Source organism: Dyadobacter sp. OTU695, assembly GCF_038440355.1.
In the GTDB taxonomy this organism is placed as follows: Bacteria; Bacteroidota; Bacteroidia; order Cytophagales; family Spirosomataceae; genus Dyadobacter.
Window position 1 is genome coordinate 249,230 of the sequence record NZ_JASATN010000004.1, and the last position, 19,247, is coordinate 268,476.

Consider the following 19,247-nt stretch of genomic DNA (forward strand, 5'->3'; position numbering starts at 1 on the left):
AAATTGGCCTAAAAGTAGAAAAAATCTGTTTTAGTCAAAAAAAAGTCTGTTTTGGTACAATTTAAATTAACAGGGCAGGCTAGTTTTGACTGTCAGTTAGAGTGGATAAATGTGGACAGTCTAAAAATTCTGTGGTGAAACGATCAAGTTTGTTGGTGGCTGCTCGCGTGTTGATGACGTTTTTACTGATTCACACGGCATTAAGGTCCGTCGGGCAGGAGCGCCGGTTTGTACACATTGATGCCCGCCAGGGTCTTTCCCACGCTCATGTAAAGGCAATCTATCGCGATCCAACCGGTTTCCTCTGGATTGGTACCGAATCAGGCCTCAACCGCTTCGACGGTTACACGATCAGGGTATTTCGCAACGATGCATCCGATTCGACATCACTTTTCCACGATGATATTGCCGGGTTAATAAAGATGCCGGGTGGCAAAATGGGGGTTATTACCACCCTCGGCCCTTGCATTTATGATCCGGTAACCGAAACTTTCTCGCGGCCTTCCCAAGGTTTTCAGGCATATTCCATTCGGAAAGCTGTCGATCTGAAAGCTGCCATAGCGGATAACAGGGGCAATTACTGGTTTGTCATGCAAAACGACGGACTGATCTGTTACAACGAAAAAAGCAGAAAGGCCATTTCGATAAGGCATCTCGATCGTGATACGACTTCAATCGCCAGCAATAACGTCACCTCGATCGTACAGCACGCCGATGGTACTTACTGGATCGCTCATGGCAATGGGCTTGTTGAAAATATAGTCCTTGACAAACGGGGTGTGCGGGTGGTTAAAAGGTTCAATTTCTTTTATGACCGCAGGCTCAGCAAGAACGACCGACTGCAATGCGGGATGGCAGCGGATGGGGATGGGGACATTTGGGTTTACCCCACCAACTTCGACATGGGGGTGGCCTGGTTGAACAGGAAAACGAATAAGATACAGTATTTCGGAACGGCCTTTGGAAGTGCCCGCCTGAGCTCCGATATGGTTACGGCCGTGGTGAGCGATGACCGGGGTGACGTCTGGATTTCCACCGGGCAGGTGGGGATCGATGTGCTGGATAAAAAAACCATGTCGATGACCCATATGCCGCATGTGCCGCAGAATGACCATTCGCTGAGCCACAATTCGGTTTCCTCCATGCTTAAAGACGACGACGGGGTGATCTGGGTGGGTACTTACAAAAGCGGGTTGGATTACTTTCACAGGAACGTGAAACGGTTCCCGCTTATCAACCGGTATTCGACGCCCCAGGGCCTGCCTTATGAAGACATCAATGCGTTTGTCGAAGACGCCAAAGGCAACCTTTGGCTCGGGACCAATGGCGGGGGACTGATCTATTTCGACCGGCGGACCGGAAAATTCACTACCTACCTGCACGATCCGAAGGATCCGCATTCTTTAAGCACCAATGGCATCGTCAGTTTGTGCCTCGACCATGAAAACAAATTATGGATAGGGACTTTTCTCGGCGGATTGAACTGTTTTGACGGGAAAAAATTCACCCGCTACCAGCATAATCCTGCCAGGCCTAACAGCCTTCCGGGACGAAGCGTTTGGGAGATATGCGAAGACTCGCAGCGACGACTCTGGATCGGTACCCTCGACGCCGGGCTTTGCCTGTTTGACCGAAGCACAAAAAGTTTTACCAGGTACCACCATCCCAAGCAGCGGGCGTTGTATTCCACCTATGTTCCCACCATTTTCGAGGATTCGAAAGGTAATATGTGGTTCGGAACGCCCACCGGCATAGATGTAGTGATGAAGACTTCGGGGGATTTGGTCCATTTCGAAAATGAAAAAAACAATCCCGCCTCTATTGCCAACAACGATATTTTTGAGATACTGGAGGATTCGAAAGGAAGGATATGGGCCGCTTCAAGAGGCGGGCTTAGCCTATGGAAGCCTGAATCGAACACGTTCGTCAACTACACCGAAAAACATGGCCTTTCTCATAAAACGGTGCTGTCGATGGTGGAGGACGAAAATGGCCGGCTCTGGTTGGGCACCGCGAACGGGCTGTCCTGCGCGACCATTTCTTCCGGTAAGGCAGGCCTGCGGGTAAGTTTCAGGAACTATTCGGAGATGGACGGCTTGCAGGGCAGGCAATTCACCGAGAATGCGGCGCTCAGGACCAGAAATGGAGAATTGATTTTTGCCGGTGGCAATGGCTTCAACCTGTTCAGACCGCAGGATCTCGGTCAAAATAAAATTGCCCCACGCCTGGCGTTTACTGATTTTCAACTGTTTAACCGCAGTATCGATCCGGTTCCGCCTGCGCAGGGCGAGTCGCCGTTGCCTGCTTCGATCACGACAAACCCTTCAATTGTGTTGCAGGCGAGTGATAATGTTTTTTCCATTGAATTCGCGGCCCTGAGCTTTATACAGCCCGCCAAAAACCAATACAAGTATAAACTGGAAGGCTTTAATGACGATTGGCTGACCGCCGATGCCAGCAACCGGAAAGTAACGTTCACCAACCTTGATGCCGGCGACTATACCTTCCGGGTCATTGCATCCAACAACGACGGGCTTTGGAACAATGAAGGGATATCGCTGCCCATTAAAGTGCTTCCTCCTTTCTGGAAATCGTCTGTGGCCTATGTCGTCTACGCGCTGGCGATCGTGTTGCTGCTCCTGGCCATCCGCAAGATCATCCAGGATAGGGAAAGGATGAAATTCGATATCCGGCAGACCCGCGAAGAAGCAAGGCGGTCACAGGAGCTGGACCTGCTGAAAACCAGATTCTTCACCAACGTGAGCCACGAGCTCCGTACACCGCTTTCACTGATTCTTGCGCCGGTTGAGAAGCTGACCGAGCGCGCCGTGGACAGCCAGGATCTTAAGCAATTTGAACTGATCCAAAGAAATGCGAAGCGTTTGTTGAACCTGGTCAACCAGCTGCTCGATTTCAGAAAGCTGGAAGTAAATGGAATCCGGTTTCAACCCTCGGACGGCGATATTGTCCAGTTCATTAAAAATACGGTCTATTCATTCTCGGACTTGTCTGAGAAAAAAGATATCCGGCTTACCTTTCATTCGAATGTCGCGGTACTGGAGACGAACTTTGACCATGACAAGCTCGAAAAGATTTTGTTCAACCTGCTTTCAAACGCGATTAAGTTTACGCTGGGGCCCGGCGAAGTGTCCGTAACGGTCGAGGTTAAGGATGCCGGCGAAAGCAATATGGTAGAGATCAAAGTCAGGGACACAGGCATTGGAATACCTTCTGAACGACATGAATTGATCTTCGAACGGTTCTTTCAGAATGATCTGCCGAATACGATCATCAACCAGGGGAGCGGTATTGGTCTGGCCATTACCCGGGAATTCGTGCGCATCCACGGAGGGTCTGTGCGGGTAGAGAGTGAAGTCGGAAAAGGAAGTTGTTTTGCCGTGGTACTGTCATTGAGAAAACTGACCCAGGCGGTACATGAGGTTGTCAACGAGCCTGTGCAGCAGCCTTTGGTGACGGATCAGCAAATCCAGAGCGAACACGGGTCGGCAGGCAAGCCGCTCATTCTGATCGTCGAGGATAATGAAGATTTCCGTTTCTACCTGAAAGATAACCTCAAACAGTCTTACAACGTAATTGAAGCGTCGACAGGGGAGGAGGGCTGGGAAAAGGCCCTGGCGCAACGCCCGACCCTGATCGTGACAGACATTATGATGCCCGGGCTGAACGGGCTCGACTTTTGCCGGATGGTGAAATCGGATCAGCGGGTTTCCCACACACCGGTTATTTTGCTTACTGCGCGGTCGGAGGATGAACAATATCTTGAAGGTTTTCAGGCAGGCGCAGATGACTATATTCCCAAGCCTTTCAACTTCCAGATACTCGAATCCCGGATACGGAACCTGATCTCGACAAGGCAGAATCTGCATGCCCTTTTCGCATCGAGAAATGGTATCAAGGCAAGCGAACTGAAGATCACGCCGCTGGATCAGCAATTTCTCAGGGACATGGTCCAGACCATCGAGAAGCACGTTTCCAATGCCGAATTTACAGTGACCGACCTGGCCCGGGAGATGGGTATAAGCCGCTCGCAGTTTTTTAAAAGGGTTCAGTCGCTCACGGGCAGATCTCCGCTGGAAATTATCCGGGATATCCGGTTGCAGCATGCCGCCCAGCTATTGGAGAAGAGCCAGCTTTCGGTTTCTGAAATCGCCTATCAGGTGGGTTTTAATAACCCTAAATATTTCGCCCGTTACTTCAAAGAGTTTTACCAGGTACTCCCCTCCGAATACTCGTGCGGTAAGCGGGAGCCAAGCAGGTCATAGCGCGCGAGCTGACTAGGCCCCGTCCGGATCGTGTCGGGCCTCTGCAAACTTGTAACCGTCGAAGCATTAATTTTCTTCTGTTTTTTGGCCCTTTAATACCATTCTGGACTTTTTATCCCCCTCTTTCGGACAAATTCGTACCCATCCATAGCTCGTTGGTGATCTACCTTTGATGCAAAGAAACCCTGTTATTGTGATAGTCGGATAAGGTAGGTGGCGCGCCTGCTCCGGGACTATTGTAATGAGGGGAATCTGTTCTCAAACCGCATTGTGTAACTGCTTAAGGTAAAAATCAATGATGAAAAAAATTTACAGATGCTTCTGTATTGCTGCCCTCATTTTGTTCTCGTGTATGGTGACCCACGCGCAGCGACGTCAGGTGTCAGGAATTGTGAAAAGCGAAACGGGAAGCCCCATGCCGGGCGTGACCATTCTGCTAAAAGGGACAACAATGGGAGTCTCAACGGATCCTGACGGGAAGTTTGTTATTCAGGCAATGCCTGAGGATGTTCTGAAAATATCCTTCATCGGGTATCTGACGGAACAAATTCCTGTGGGAAATAAAACCTACTTCGATATCACGATTCAGCCGGATATCGCCACGCTTTCGGAGGTGGTGGTGATCGGGTATGGGGAATCCAAAAGAAAGGATGTTACGGGCTCCATATCCTCGGTAAGCGGTGCCGAACTCCGTAAAACGAACCCGGTTACCTTTGATCAGGCATTGCAGGGCAAGGTGGCAGGGATGGTCGTCCAGCAGATATCGGGACAACCCGGCGGAGGGGTTTCCGTTCAGATCAGGGGGATATCTTCTTTCGGGTCTGGCGGGCCTTTGTATGTAATTGACGGCGTGATCATCGGCGGAGCCTCGTCAATGGGCGCTGGTACGAACCCGCTTGCTGCGATCAACCCATCTGAAATTGAGTCGGTAGACGTGCTGAAAGATGCATCTGCTACCGCTATCTATGGTTCACAAGCAACGAATGGGGTGATTATCATTACCACCAAACGTGGCGCGGTAACGCCACCCCGGATCTCTTACGACTTCTATACGGGCTTTCAACAGCTCCCTAAGAGAATCCCTACCATGAATTTACGGGAATACGCCACCTTCATCAACGAGCGGAACGCCGGTTTGGGCTGGGGGTTCGATACCCGGCCTGAACTGGCCAATCCCCAATACCTGGGGGAAGGTACGAACTGGCAAAACGAGCTATTCAAAAACGCGCCTATGACCAACCACACCGTTACGATCAACGGAGGCGATGTCAGAACGCAATACCTGTTCTCAGGTTCATATTTCAAGCAGGAAGGGATTGCAACAGGCTCCGATTTCAGGAGAATATCCGTCAGGCTTAACCTGGATAACAAGACGACCGATTGGTTGAAGATCGGTACGAGCCTGCAACTGGCGAATATCCGGGAGAACGTAAATACCACCAGCTCGAACGTTATCAATGCCGCACTTAGTCAAACGCCTGATATAGCCGTCAAAAACTCCGACGGCAGCTGGGGCGGTGCGTATAACCCTAACGGTTGGGTGAACAGTACCATCAACCCTTTCGCTGTGGCGACGATCAACAAAGATCAGGCGAACAGAAATCAGCTGTTCGGGAATGCATATGCGGAGATCACGTTCAGTAAATCATTGATTTTGAGAAATGAGGTAACCGGCAGCCTTTCGATGGGCACCGAGGATAAATTTAATCCCAGCTACACGATGGGCCTTGTGAAAAACAATAGCAACAGCGGATCGTATGGTTACAGTCAGAGCATTTACACCACCATCAGAAACTATCTAACCTATTCACACACTTTCAACGACCGTTACAATACGAATTTAATGGTGGGGCACGAGGCGCAACTGAGCAAAGGGGAAAATGTATCGGCGGGCCGCATGAATTTTCCATCCAACAACGTGCAGGTGATCAGCAGCGGTGATCCCACTTCGGCTACCAACTCAGGTTCCAAAAGCCAGAATGCCCAGGAGTCATACTTTGGCCGGTTGAATTTGGGATTGTTCGATAAGTACCTGATCACCGGCAACGTACGCGCCGACGGGTCTTCCAGATTCGCCGCCGGAAACCGGTGGGTAACTACCTATTCGGGTGCGGTAGCCTGGAAGATACATAACGAAGATTTTTTGAAGAGCTTCAAGGATATCAATGAGTTGAAGCTTAGGGTAGGTTATGGTTTGACGAACAACCAAAATGTGCGGGACTTCGCATATACATCTACGTTAGCTACCGTTGCCACTGGTTTGTCGGGTATATCCCAGCTTACTGAAAACATTGGAAACCCTTATGTGGAATGGGAGAAAACGAAATACGCGAATATAGGTCTGGACGCGGCGTTGCTATCCTGGCGCCTGAACTTCTCCGTGGACTTCTATAACCGCAAAACCGATGGCCTTTTAATGCAGATACCGTTGCCCTATTATTCGGGGACGACCGTGGGATGGTCACCCGGCGCGCTGGATGCCCCGTACGTGAATGTCGGAACGATCAACAACAAAGGATTTGACTTTAAAATAAGCTCGACAAACATTCAGGGAAAGTCATTTACCTGGAAAACCGATCTGACCGTATCACGTAACATTAACAAAGTCCTGAAACTGAACACCGACGGCGCCTCGCTGGTGGGGTATCCTTACAGTCAGACGGTTGTAGGAAATTCGATCGGCCAGTTCTATGGCTACAAGGCAGACGGTGTTTTCGCGAAAAAAGAGGATTTCGAGACGCACGCATTACCGACTAAAAACGGGGTTCCTTTACCGGTAGGCGCAGCGGGAGGGAGTATCTGGTATGGCGACCTTAAGTTTAAGGACCTCAACGGCGACGGGGTAATCGATGAGCGTGATCAGACCTATCTGGGTTCGCCGATCCCGAAGCTTCAACTGGGATTGAACAACTCCATATCCTACAAGAAATTTGACCTGAATGTATTTTTGACCGGGAACTACGGTAACAAGGTATTCAATCAGATGCGCATGAACGGCGAGTACCCGGGCACAAGCTTCGGATATCTTAAAGCATTGAACAACTACGCAAAACTGGCCCTGATCGATCCGGAGAAACCTGCCACAGACATCAATAATGTGTACGTGGTCAATCCTGAAACGGATATTCCGGGAATCAGAAATGACAATACAAACGGCAATACCAGGGCGTCGGACAAATATGTAGAGGATGGGTCTTTCATCAGGTTCAAGACCATTTCACTGGGGTATACCGTATCGGACAAACTGCTTGAAAAAGCACACATCCACGCATTGCGGGTGTATGTGAACGTATCCAACGCGTTCCTGATCACGAAGTACAAAGGCATGGATCCGGAGATCGGTTCGTGGAACCCGCTGAATGCCGGGTATGACAGTGGTTTTTACCCGCAACCGCGTGTGTTCACCGTGGGCGCGAGTTTGCAATTGACCAAATAAGGCCTCCGGTGCTATTACTTCTTTGATGTGAATTCTAAAATATTGAGCAATGAAAATAAAAAATAAACTGGCGTCGGCCTTGCTTTTCGTGGGCGTATTCACAGCCGGATGCAATGAAAGCTTTTTGGATCGTCCGCCATTGTCGCAGATCAGCGCAGACAACTTTTATCAGACTACCAATGACCTCAGATTGGCAACGGCGGCTTTGTATGGTGGCAAGCCGTGGGGAGAATGGAATTATAATTGCTACCTGCCCATCGGTGAGGTTCTCAGCGGCAATATGGCTTTGAACTATTGGGGCGATGCTGTACAGCTGCATACATTTTCGGTCAGCGGAAGCAACGAAATTATGATTGCGAACTGGAAATCCATGTACAAGATCATCGCGCATTGCAATGTTACCATTAAGGCTATTCAGGAAAAGGCACCGGCTTCCATTCCTGAAAAAGACCGGAATGCGGCTATTGCCGAAGCGAAGTTCTTACGGGCATATGCTTACTATAACCTCGCTTTGCTATGGAGGGATGTCCCCATTATCGAGGACAATACGGACCTCATCAGTGCTCCGCTGGTGTACCGCAACACGGTCAACGACGTTTACAAGTTTGCTGTGAATGACCTGGTTTTTGCGGCAAAGAACCTTCCTGTGAAAGATGTCGGAAGGGTTACGACATGGTCCGCACAAGGTATGCTGGGGAAAGTATACCTGGCCTGGGCGGGATTGGATGCCAAAGGCAACGGGCCGCGTAACCAGGCTCTTCTTGACAGCGCCAAACTGTATGCGGGTAACGTCTGCAAACAAAGCGGGTTATCGTTGCTGCCCAACTATGCGGATCTTTTCAAAACGAAGTTTAACGATAATGAGGAGTCCCTGTTCGCATTGCAATGGGCGGCCGGAACCGGGTGGCTGGAAGGCAATATGCTGCAAATCTATTCACCAGGCGGTACCGAGATTTCGGCCGCGGGACAGGCCGGGTGGTATTCGATATCGCCTACTTACGATTTGTATAAGCAATATGCGCCGGAAGACACCGTCAGACGCAAGGCCACCATCATGCTTAAGGGCGACTATTACGCTGAACTGAATGCGGCAGGCGGAGGTTTTAAATTTGGTGGAAACGCTGGTCTAAAAAAACACATCATTGGTACAAGGGTGGATAACAGCGCCCCGACGATGACATTGACGTCTTCTACCGAGCACAATGCATTGTTAAGGCTAGCCGAAGTGTATTTAACCTATGCAGAAGCTGTTATGGGCAACAATGCCTCGACAACCAATGCGGATGCGCTGTTGTATTTCAACAAAGTGCGCACCAGGGCCGGTCTTGCGCCGGTAACATCCCTGGATGCTGAGACCCTGTTCAGGGAAAAAAGAGTGGAGCTGGCGGCCGAAGGACATTTTTGGGAAGATCTGGTAAGGCTTTCTTATTACAACGAACCCAAGGCTATCAAGAAGCTTAACGAGCAGGAACGGATCCTGTTCACTTATGACAGCGGCGTTGTAACAAAGGGCGACCCGCTGGCAGCCATTACGCCGGCCAACACCACTACATTCAAATTCCCGATACCCTCGCCGGAAGCGACGGCTAATCCCAAATTGTTAGAAGCTCCCGTGCCTTACTCGTTTTAAAAATCAAGAGAAATGAAAAAGATCATATATAACAGAATAAGTTTTCTTCTGTTTGGCTGCATTGCTGCGGTTTTACTAGTACTTTCTGCCTGCGAAAAGGATGACGTAGCCTCGCCACCGCTTATCACTGAAATCCGAAATTACGAGGCATCGCCCAGCGACACCGTGGTGCAAACGCTGATAGCCGGTCAATGGGTGGTATTGCTCGGGCAGAACCTGGGAGAGGTTTCTCAGGTCTATTTCGGCAGTATCCCGGCGTCCATTAACCAGACTTTAATGACCGCCCAAAGTATTGTGGTGAAGGTGCCAACGATTCCGTTCGATTCGGTGGCAAGAGATAAGGTGAATATCGTTACGGTCGTCAACAGCAGCGGTTCCACATCTTTTAGCATCAACATCACGGGTTCGCCTATGATTTCCCGCATCAGAAATTACGCCGCAGCGCCCAAGGATACGATTGCGAGCAGATTGCTTCCCGGGCAGACTGTTAACATTGTTGGATATAACCTTAAAAACGCGACGAAAATAGCATTCCAGGGAGTGGACGCCAATTTGACCGGGGCTATCTACACCGATTCGAGTGTGATCGTGAAGGTTCCAGGCAATTTCTCCGGCGCGGATCCTTTACTGGCGAATAAAATCACTTATGGGACAGCAGTCGACACAATCAATTATTCCATCGTGATTTTCGACCCCGCCATCCTGGAATATTACAAAGATCCCTTGTTCACATTGCTCGCAGGCGGAATAGGCAAAGAGAAAACGTGGGTACTCGACCTGGATGCAAAGGGCGGTTCAGCCAAATTCAAAGGTCCATTGTACTTCTCCGGCGTCGATTACGGCTGGGATAACCAGTGTACCAAAGCAGGGGGAGATTGCTGGCTGTACGATGCGAGTTATGAAAGCTGGATGGGTGCATTGCAGGACTACGGCACGATGACATTCGGCATCAAAGGCGGTTCGGCCGAGGCTGTTGTGAAGGTTACCCAAAAAGGGATAGCCAAAAGCGGGACTTTCCAGGGTAGCTACTTTTTAGACACCAAGACAAAAACCATCTCGTTCACTGGCGCCGTTCCGCTCAATATGGGCAGGGATCAGGTCTGGTCCAAAGCATATGTGATCAGTCTCAAAGAGGACAGAATGCAACTCGCGTTCAAGGATCCGAATAAGGCCGAATTTGCCATTCACAACTATATCCGCAAATGACGACAACCCTTCGCTGGCCCGACCTTCAATAGAAAAGTGGATTCCCGCCTCGGCGCTTACAGCGATGAATCAACAGACTGGTTGAGGCAAAATACTACCCAAATTATTTTGTTGACCGTTGGTTAACTGAATGCGACCAGACTGGCTAAAAGAGCGAGGCGTGGTACCATTTTGGTGGGATGGAAGGGCCGCCCTGGGAAGGGCCACCCTGGGAAGGGCCACCCTGGGAAGGGCCGCCCGGGGAGGGCCGCTTACTAGGTAGAGAATAAGCATCACATCGACGCCCCTGACATGGGAGTTTGATAAAGAAACCCGTGCGAGACGCAGGTACCAATGGATAACACGCGCACTATGATTCTCCCACAAGAGAAAAATCAAACAAATCAATTAAAAGAACTTAAAATGAAAACCCCAATATTTTACCTGGCAAAAATCGGCCTTGTCTGCACATTTCTGTGCTGTGTGTCGATCACAGCCTTTGCACAGAATGTCACTATTTCAGTAAATGCAACGCAGAACAAACGCCTGATTTCACCATTCATATATGGGAAGAATGATTTCCTTGATCGGCCTATCCAATTTTACAAAGATGCGGGGCTGCGCTTCTCGCGGATGAACGGGGGGAATAATGCATCAGCCTATAACTGGCGTCAAAAACTGGCAGTCCATCCCGATTGGTACAACAATGTTTACCCTGCTGATTGGGATGCATTGGCCCAGAAAGTGAATGCCAATTTTTCCGGGATGCAAGGGATGTTTGCTTTTCAATTGCTGGGCAGAGTTGCATCCGACGGCAGTAATAACTTCAACGACTGGGCTTTCAACCAATCGCAGTACTGGTCGGGGCACGGGCAGAATTTAGCGGGTGGGGGACAAGTTAATACCAGCGGCGGGAGCCAGGCCCTCGTTGACGGAAATATTGAGTTGTTCAGCAAGCCATGGCCGGCCGATTCTTCGGTAGCAATTCTTGATCACTGGTTTGGTACGAATGGTTTGGGACTTAACAAGGACCAGTTCCGGTACTGGAGTATGGATAACGAGGTAGATATCTGGAATGGGACACACGACTGGGCTATGCCGACGTTGTTATCGGCTTCCGCATTTGTCGACCGCTTCATTGAATTAGCGAAGAAGGCCAAAGCCATAGATCCCACCATCAAAATCTGCGGACCTGTTACAACCTCTGAATGGCAGTGGTACAAGTGGTCCAACGAAAGTATATGGATAGATGGCAGGTACTATCCCTGGATGGAGTATTTCATCAAACGCCTTGGCGATGAGTACAAGGTGAGCGGTGTCAAACTCCTGGATGTACTGGACATTCACAATTACCCCTGGTATAATGGTGATGATGCCGCAGCATTGCAGGGGCACCGGATCTATTACGATGAAACCTATGATTATCCGGGTTCAAACGGCCTTAAATCGAGCACCGGCGGATGGGATAACTCGCTTACCAAACAGTATATTTTCAAACGTATCGATGACTGGTTAACCGAGCATTTTGGGCCAAACCACGGCATCACGCCGGGTGTAAGTGAGTGGGGCACTATGTCGGGCAGCAATCCAAGCCTCGAATCTGTGATCTACGGTTCGCACCTGGGCACATTTGCAAACCATGGTGTCGAATTGTTTGCTCCGTGGAACTGGTCTGTCGGTATGTGGGAAACACTGCACCTTTTTAGCAGGAATGCAAAGGAATACAGTGTTTTGAGTACTTCTTCCGATGAAAACATGGTGTCCGGCTACGCTTCCGTAAACACGAATGCCGACTCATTAACACTAATGCTGATCAATCGCGACATGAATGCCTCCCGCACGGTTACGATCAATCTGAGCAATTTCAGTGTTGCCAACGGAAATTACCGAACATTGCAGCTGGCCTCTTTACCGTCGGCGGAGACTTTCGTGTCGCATACCCAGAATGCGTCGCAGGAAAGCACAGTAGCGGTAAATGCAAACTCGCTGACTATCACTGTTCCCGCACTTTCTACAACGGCCATTTTGCTGGCTAACCAAACTGCTTTGCCCGTGCATCTGATCAGTTTTTCGGGAAAGGCTTCATCCGAGGGGAATATATTGAGTTGGAGCACTGCAGAGGAAACAGACAACGAGGGATTTGAAATTGAGAGAAGTCAGAATGGTGTGGCGTTCGAAAAAATCGGTTCTGTAAAAGGTAAGGGTACAACATCCGTCAGCGTCGACTACCAGTTTATCGACAAAAAACCGCTGGCAAACGCCTATTACCGTTTGAAACAGCTGGATTTTGACCATAGCTATACATTTTCGCGTAGTATCCATGTGAAAAATGACTACGGGATTAAAATGATCGTTTACCCCAATCCGGTCAGGGGAATACTGAATTTCGATGTTCCGCCGGCCAAAAGGCGGTTAGTTGTCCGGAATACGGCGGGAGTTGTTTTAGACGACAAAACCGATTTTTCGGAGAGCTCTTATGATACTTCGCACCTTCCCAAAGGCCTGTACCTGATCTCGCTGGGAGTGTACACATTTGATGTCCTTGTAGAGTAAATGGGGCGAACAATCCTGACAACATTAATTACCATAAACTGCAACCAGTTAGAATGAAAAGTACAACCGACAGACGTACCGCACTGAAAAACATTGTCACCGGAGCGGGAGCTTTGAGCCTGCCGTTATCGATTACCAACGTCATGGCTGCCTCCCAAAAAAGCCTTGGCCCTAAACTCAACGGAAAAATCAAACACTCCGTTTGCCGCTGGTGCTACGGCAAAATCCCTTTGGAAACGCTTGCCGTGGAGGCAAAGAAAATAGGACTTACTTCCATAGAACTTTGCGGAGTGGAAGAATGGCCGATATTGAAGCAACATGGCCTGATGTGTGCGCTTCCATGGGGAGAAGGCCTTACCAGAAGCCTGGATAGAGGCTTTAATGATCCCAAAAACCATGAGGAGCTGATCAAAGGTTTTACCGATATCATTCCCAAAGTGCAGGCAGCTGGTTACAATCAGATCATTTGTTTCTCCGGGAACCGTCGGGGTATGAGCGATGTGGATGGCATGATGAATTGTGCCGTTGCACTTCGCAAATTGATGCCGCTTGCTGAAAAACACAATGTTACGCTCGTAATGGAGCTGCTGAACAGTAAAGTAGATCATAAGGACTATATGTGCGATCGTACGGAATGGGGCGCCGGGCTATGCGAGATGGTCGGGTCGGAGAAATTCAAACTGCTTTATGATATTTACCATATGCAAATCATGGATGGCGACGTAATTGCCACCATCAGGAAATACCACAAATACATCGCGCATTACCACACAGGCGGCGTCCCCGGCCGACACGAAATTGATGAAACGCAGGAGCTTCACTATCCGGCTATCATGAAGGCCATTGCCGATACAGGTTATAAGGGCTTTGTCGGCCAGGAGTTTATCCCAAGCCGTAATGACGATCTTGCATCCTTGAAACAAGGTGTTACCATTTGCGACATTGCCTGACGGTCCGCTGACCGTCGAAAAACTCAATTCCATCCGCTGGCCTCTCCCTCCGGCCAGCGGATTCCTGGTGAATGCATGCCCTCCCATAATTCAAAAAGGAAAGAGAAAGCAAACCAACTAAAAGGAATTCAAGATGGAAAAACGAGTACTTTACCTGGCCACAATGTGCCTGGGATGGGCACTGTTATGCTCAACGATCACAGCCTTCGCGCAGAACGTCACTGTTTCAGTGAACGCGACTCAGAACAAACGCCTTATTTCACCCTACATTTACGGACGAAACGAAAGCTTCGACAAATCAGACCAGTTTTACAAGGATGCGGGACTGCGCTTTGCGCGGATGAACGGGGGAAATAACGCGTCTGCTTACAACTGGCGTCAAAAACTTGCGGTTCATCCCGACTGGTTCAACAATGTTTACGGTGCCGATTGGGATGCCAATGCGCAGAGAATTAATAACAACTTCTCCAACATTCAGGGCATGTTTGCTTTTCAGTTACTGGGCCGGGTCGCATCCAGCGGGCAGAACAATTTCCCCGACTGGGATTACATGCAGGCCCACCCGGGGTGGAATGGTTATCACCAGAATCTTGCTGGTGGCGGCACACCTAATCCGGATGCCTCGGGAGCGGCCCTGGTGGATGGGAACAAGGATCTGTTCAGTAAGCCCTGGCCAGCCGACTCTTCGGTAGCCATTCTTAACTCCTGGTTTGGGACCAATGGCAAGGGGTTCAATAAAAGCAAGTTTGTTTACTGGAGTATGGATAACGAGGTAGATATATGGAGCGGCACGCACGATTGGGCAATGCCGACCCAGCTGTCAGCCGCCGTATTTGTCGACCGCTACATAGAGCTCGCCAAGAAAGCGAAAGCTTTATATCCGGGCATCAAGCTTTGCGGTCCGGTTACAACCTCCGAATGGCAGTGGTACAAATGGTCCAATGAAAGTATATACATCAACGGTAGGTATTATCCCTGGATAGAGTATTTCATCAAACGCCTGGGTGACGAGTATAAGGCAACTGGTATCAAACTGGTAGATGTACTGGATATTCACAACTATCCCTTTTATAATAACGATACCGAGGCATTACAGGGGCACCGGATTTATTACGATGAAACCTATGATTACCCGGGTTCGAACGGCATCAGGACCAGTACGGGCGGATGGGATACCTCCCTTACGAAGCAATATATTTTTAAGCGGATTGACGGCTGGTTAACCGAACATTTTGGCGCCAACCATGGCATAACGCCCGGTTTGAGCGAGTGGGGCACGATGTCGGGCAGCAACCCAAGCCTTGAATCGGTTATCTATGCCTCGCACCTTGGCACATTCGCCAACAATGGCGTGGAATTGTTTTCACCCTGGAACTGGTCTATCGGAATGTGGGAAACACTGCACCTCTTTGCCCGCAACGCCAAGAAATACAGCGTATCCAGCACTTCTTCCCTGGAAACCACGGTTTCTGCCTATTCCTCGGTAAACGAAAGCGCCGATTCTTTGACGGTGATGCTGGTAAACCGTGACATGAGCGGTTCCCGCACGGTTACGATCAATCTGAGTAATTTCAATGTGGCTAACGGCAATTACCAAACGCTGCGGCTGGCCTCCTTACCGGCAACTGAGACGTTCGTATCGCATACCCAAAATGCATTGCAGCAAGGCACGGTATCCGTCAACTCCAACTCCCTGACCATTACCGTTCCTGCGCTTTCCACGACGGCTATTCTGCTGAAAGCGCCTTCGGTCACCTATGTTACCTTTAACAACCGGGCCACCGGAATGTTGATGGATGGCATGTACCGATATTCGGATGGTTCGCTTGCGGGCCAGTGGCATTCCAGCGGCAGCACGGCACAACAATGGTCATTTGAAACAACCGGAAGTTATGTGAAAATAAAAAACCGGGCGTCAGGCCTGTACCTGGATGGCAATGGAAGCGCAACCAATGGAGCTGGCGTTGTTCAAAAGCCAAGCAGCAACAGTAATAACCAGCAATGGTCGCAGGAGGCAGCAGGAGGCTACGTGAAGTATAAAAACCGCGCTACCGGTCTGTACATCGATGGTTTAGGCACTTCGCAAGATGGGGTGGATTTAGGCCAATGGCAGACCAGCAGCAGCTCCAATCAGCAATGGTCGATCACGACTGTGGGTTCACCGAATGGAAGGCAAAGCGCATTGTTGCCTGATTTAAATGGCCCTGAGGATTCCGAAATCAAATTTTATCCCAATCCTTTCGTCTCGAATTTCAAACTCGAAGTACCGGATTCCGGCGAGCCATTTGATGTTGTATTTTTTGACATGGCGGGAAGAGCAGTGGAAACTTCCACGCATTCGGGCGGTTCTAATGCATTGACACTGGGATCCACGCTGAAACCCGGGTTGTACGTGGTGAAGGTAAAAGGCGTAAGCTGGTCAAAATCTTTTAGGGTTCTTAAAAAATAGTCTACATCCGCAACCCACAGAAAAGCCGTTTTCCTGATTGGAAGACGGCTTTTTTGCATATAGCTGTTAAATTCAGCCTTATCATGGCTAGAAAATAGAAGAGTTGATTTTTCTCTGGTATGGGATGTGAGTGGAAGAGCTTACTTGAAAATTAACTAGACATTGGACCGATTTAACGGAAGAAAATGCCGTTTCAGAATCCCGGGGCTATATTTTTGAAAGAAATGAATATTAAAACCGTAAAAGATTGCGGACACATTGATTATTCCAACGCTCTAAATATCAACTGCTTCCTGGTTTCATGCTTGGTAACCGAAAGCAATCTTCCCAATTTAATATCTGAAATTAAATTTTTAAGAAGTTGTGTTTTTGCATCGTCAGTTATATTTGGCGATCCGTCGGGGCCGGTTTTGGGATGGAGGAACATTAAATACAGATTATTGTCTTTGACAATAACATAAAAATAAGTTCGGTAACCGCCGGATCCTCCAAGACGCTTTTTAATGTATGGATTCTCTGCGTGCCCTCCCAAACGTCTGCCACCCGAGAAGTCTATCTTTTCCGCGAAAAAATATTCAATGATTTCTCTTTCCAAATCTCTGTAAGCATTCTTCTTACTGAGCTTTTTAAATATTTTCTCGAACTCGGCTGTGCAGAAGATTTTCATTAAAGATTTGAAAGTTCCTCCATTGCATCATTGAATTCCCTAGAGTTAGGCAATGTAATAACCGCAGATGTTAAATCAGAAATGGCTTCACCCAAATCCTCGATTGCTTCTTTGTAGGCTTCGAACTCTTTCGCGGCTATTCCATTAGTTATTACTGGTTGAACCGTTTCAATGTATTCCTGCTCCATACTATACCAAACCTGCGAGGAATCAAGTAATCCTACTACTGTCTCCTTTACCTTTTCGTCTGTGATATCAACCCAGGTGAGTTCGGCCAGATAGGTGCTGACGGTTCTGGCACTTGACGTTTTTCTTATCAGGTTGTCTTTTAATTTATTGATGGCCAGGCTTATAGATGAAACTAAATCCTTTTGATCTTTCGCGCCTTTTACGGTTGCCGGGGTAGAAACAGCCTTTCTCAGTCCCTGAGTGAGTCTGTGAATATTTGGCTTGGTGGCGATCATAGTTGACGTTTTTATCTTAGTTCAGTAAACCTTGGTTGGACAAGATAACAAATTAAAGCAAAAAAAGAATCTCCTCTGACGTTGCAGCCACAAGAACGTTTGAGGCTCACCTCCCCCCAATCAACCGGCGCTGGTTCCGCGATCCTTTTAAACACATCCCATTGAACGCCCCTCTGGCCACCGGGAGAAAATATCATACCGATAATGCAACTTAGAAATGGAAAAACCGGTATTTTACCACGCATTAACTTGCCTGGTGTGGGCATGCTGATGCCATTCACTTTATCTATCCGGCCTATTTTAAAAAACAATGACGAATTCGAGTGCCCACAATAACCTCAGATTAATGGTTGAAAGTCTTGTCTCGCTTTCGGAGGAGGAATGGGCCTTGCTGGGCGGCGCTTTTACGGAAAGGGCCGTGGACAGCAAAACGGTCATTACCAGTGAAGGGGAAATTGAAAAGGAAATCTATTTCATCGCCTCCGGTTTGGTCCGGCTATTTTATAAGACCAAAGACAATGATCAGATCACTGCCTTTATATTTTGTGAAAACATGTTCGCCAGCAGCCTGGAAAGCTTCATCAGGCAGCAACCCAGCACACAAAATCTTGAAACACTGGAAAATTGCACCTTACTGGTACTCAGCAAAGATAAGCTTGACGCACTTTACGAGCAGGTCCCTAAGACCCATGTGCTCATGCGAAAAGTGATGGAGGCCCGTTTTGTTGCCTCGCAGCAACTGCTGTCATCTTACATTCTGGCTGGTCCCAAGGAACGGTACGAGCTGTTCGCGCATCAGTATCCGCATCTGGTCCAGCGCGTACCGCTATACATCCTGGCCACGTTTCTGGGAATAACGCCGGTTTCGCTCAGCCGGATCCGCCGGCGGATTGCCCAATCGGGCTGATTTCTTATCTTTTGTTAAGGAATAACCTTTTTGACAGGGAATATCTTTGCGACTCATCAAAAAACAAAAAATACTATGATTCGCTCCTGGATGATAATCCTGTTTGTCATGTTAATGTCCTTTCAAAGTAATGCTCAGCGCGAGCCTTCTCCCGGTCGGTTTGAGGTCGAGGCAGACCCGATTGCTTTCATACTTAACGGGTACTCATTTCATGTTGGCTATACGAAAGGGCATTTGCGGTTTGATGCCGGTGTTTTCGGGATTAAACAGCCCGATTTTGCCCTCGATAATAAACTTTTCTCGGTTTTTAGCTCAGGAGGCGGAGTAAAGGTCGATTACCTGCTACGCCCAAACCGGGGGCTTTTCTTTGGCCTGCAATCGGATTATGCCACCGACAAGATTGGTTTGAAGTCCGACGAAGACACCCAGTCTGTAAGCGGTGTGACCCTTGGATTGCGAACGGGTTACCGGTTCATGTTTGGTAAACAAGAACGTCAGTTTAAAGGCCTTTACCTGGTACCGTGGGTAGGTTTGATCCATTCATTTAACCCTTCGGTAGTAACAAAAAGCGGGCATGCTTATTCGCAGGCGAGCTGGTCCATTTTTCCGACGATCCATCTGGGCTACCGGTTTTAAGGGAAGCAAAAAAGAGAGAGCCTGCGAGCGATTCACAGGCCCCCTCTTTACAACCAGGCGGCGTGCAGAAAGAAATTTTTCAACAGC

The 19,247-nt window shown here is 48.9% G+C and carries 11 protein-coding genes; 9 read left to right on the forward strand and 2 right to left on the reverse strand.

What is annotated here, in order from left to right; translation table 11 throughout:
* The first annotated feature begins 134 nt into the window (after positions 1 to 134).
* From AAHB90_RS11175 to AAHB90_RS11205, 7 genes are all read left to right on the forward strand, one after another.
* Positions 135 to 4,283 carry a hybrid sensor histidine kinase/response regulator transcription factor gene (locus AAHB90_RS11175; RefSeq protein WP_342085125.1) on the forward strand — a complete coding sequence of 1,383 codons (4,149 nt, stop codon included), beginning with the start codon at positions 135 to 137 and terminating at the stop codon, positions 4,281 to 4,283.
* Between the two features lie 295 nt (positions 4,284 to 4,578).
* Positions 4,579 to 7,719, forward strand: a complete 3,141-nt coding sequence (locus AAHB90_RS11180) for a SusC/RagA family TonB-linked outer membrane protein (protein ID WP_342085127.1) — start codon at positions 4,579 to 4,581, stop codon at positions 7,717 to 7,719.
* A gap of 49 nt (positions 7,720 to 7,768) precedes the next feature.
* The gene (locus AAHB90_RS11185; protein ID WP_342085128.1) at positions 7,769 to 9,349 is read left to right on the forward strand and encodes a RagB/SusD family nutrient uptake outer membrane protein; all 1,581 of its coding nucleotides are present in this window, start codon (positions 7,769 to 7,771) and stop codon (positions 9,347 to 9,349) included.
* A gap of 12 nt (positions 9,350 to 9,361) precedes the next feature.
* Positions 9,362 to 10,555 carry a hypothetical protein gene (locus tag AAHB90_RS11190; RefSeq protein ID WP_342085129.1) on the forward strand — a complete coding sequence of 398 codons (1,194 nt, stop codon included), beginning with the start codon at positions 9,362 to 9,364 and terminating at the stop codon, positions 10,553 to 10,555.
* 402 nt (positions 10,556 to 10,957) lie between these two features.
* Positions 10,958 to 13,087, forward strand: a complete 2,130-nt coding sequence (locus AAHB90_RS11195; RefSeq protein ID WP_342085130.1) for a glycoside hydrolase family 44 protein — start codon at positions 10,958 to 10,960, stop codon at positions 13,085 to 13,087.
* A 53-nt stretch (positions 13,088 to 13,140) separates the two neighbouring features.
* On the forward strand, positions 13,141 to 14,037 hold the full coding sequence (locus AAHB90_RS11200; RefSeq protein WP_342085131.1) for a hydroxypyruvate isomerase family protein: 897 nt from the start codon (positions 13,141 to 13,143) through the stop codon (positions 14,035 to 14,037).
* A 133-nt stretch (positions 14,038 to 14,170) separates the two neighbouring features.
* Positions 14,171 to 16,486 carry a glycoside hydrolase family 44 protein gene (locus AAHB90_RS11205; protein WP_342085132.1) on the forward strand — a complete coding sequence of 772 codons (2,316 nt, stop codon included), beginning with the start codon at positions 14,171 to 14,173 and terminating at the stop codon, positions 16,484 to 16,486.
* 262 nt (positions 16,487 to 16,748) lie between these two features.
* Here AAHB90_RS11205 and AAHB90_RS11210 read toward each other — a convergent pair whose 3' ends face one another.
* Together AAHB90_RS11210 and AAHB90_RS11215 are read right to left on the reverse strand one after the other, a co-directional pair.
* On the reverse strand, positions 16,749 to 17,153 hold the full coding sequence (locus AAHB90_RS11210; protein ID WP_342085134.1) for a hypothetical protein: 405 nt from the start codon (positions 17,151 to 17,153) through the stop codon (positions 16,749 to 16,751).
* Positions 17,153 to 17,617: a hypothetical protein gene (locus AAHB90_RS11215; protein ID WP_342085135.1), complete on the reverse strand. Its 465-nt coding sequence runs from the start codon at positions 17,615 to 17,617 to the stop codon at positions 17,153 to 17,155. Before AAHB90_RS11215 ends, AAHB90_RS11210 begins: the two co-directional genes overlap by 1 nt.
* Before the next feature lie 310 nt (positions 17,618 to 17,927).
* Between AAHB90_RS11215 and AAHB90_RS11220 the strand changes: the two genes are divergently transcribed.
* Positions 17,928 to 18,524, forward strand: a complete 597-nt coding sequence (locus AAHB90_RS11220) for a Crp/Fnr family transcriptional regulator (protein WP_342085136.1) — start codon at positions 17,928 to 17,930, stop codon at positions 18,522 to 18,524.
* 114 nt (positions 18,525 to 18,638) lie between these two features.
* Positions 18,639 to 19,160, forward strand: coding sequence for a hypothetical protein (locus AAHB90_RS11225; RefSeq protein WP_342085137.1), 522 nt, complete (start codon positions 18,639 to 18,641; stop codon positions 19,158 to 19,160).
* The last annotated feature ends 87 nt before the right edge of the window (positions 19,161 to 19,247 follow it).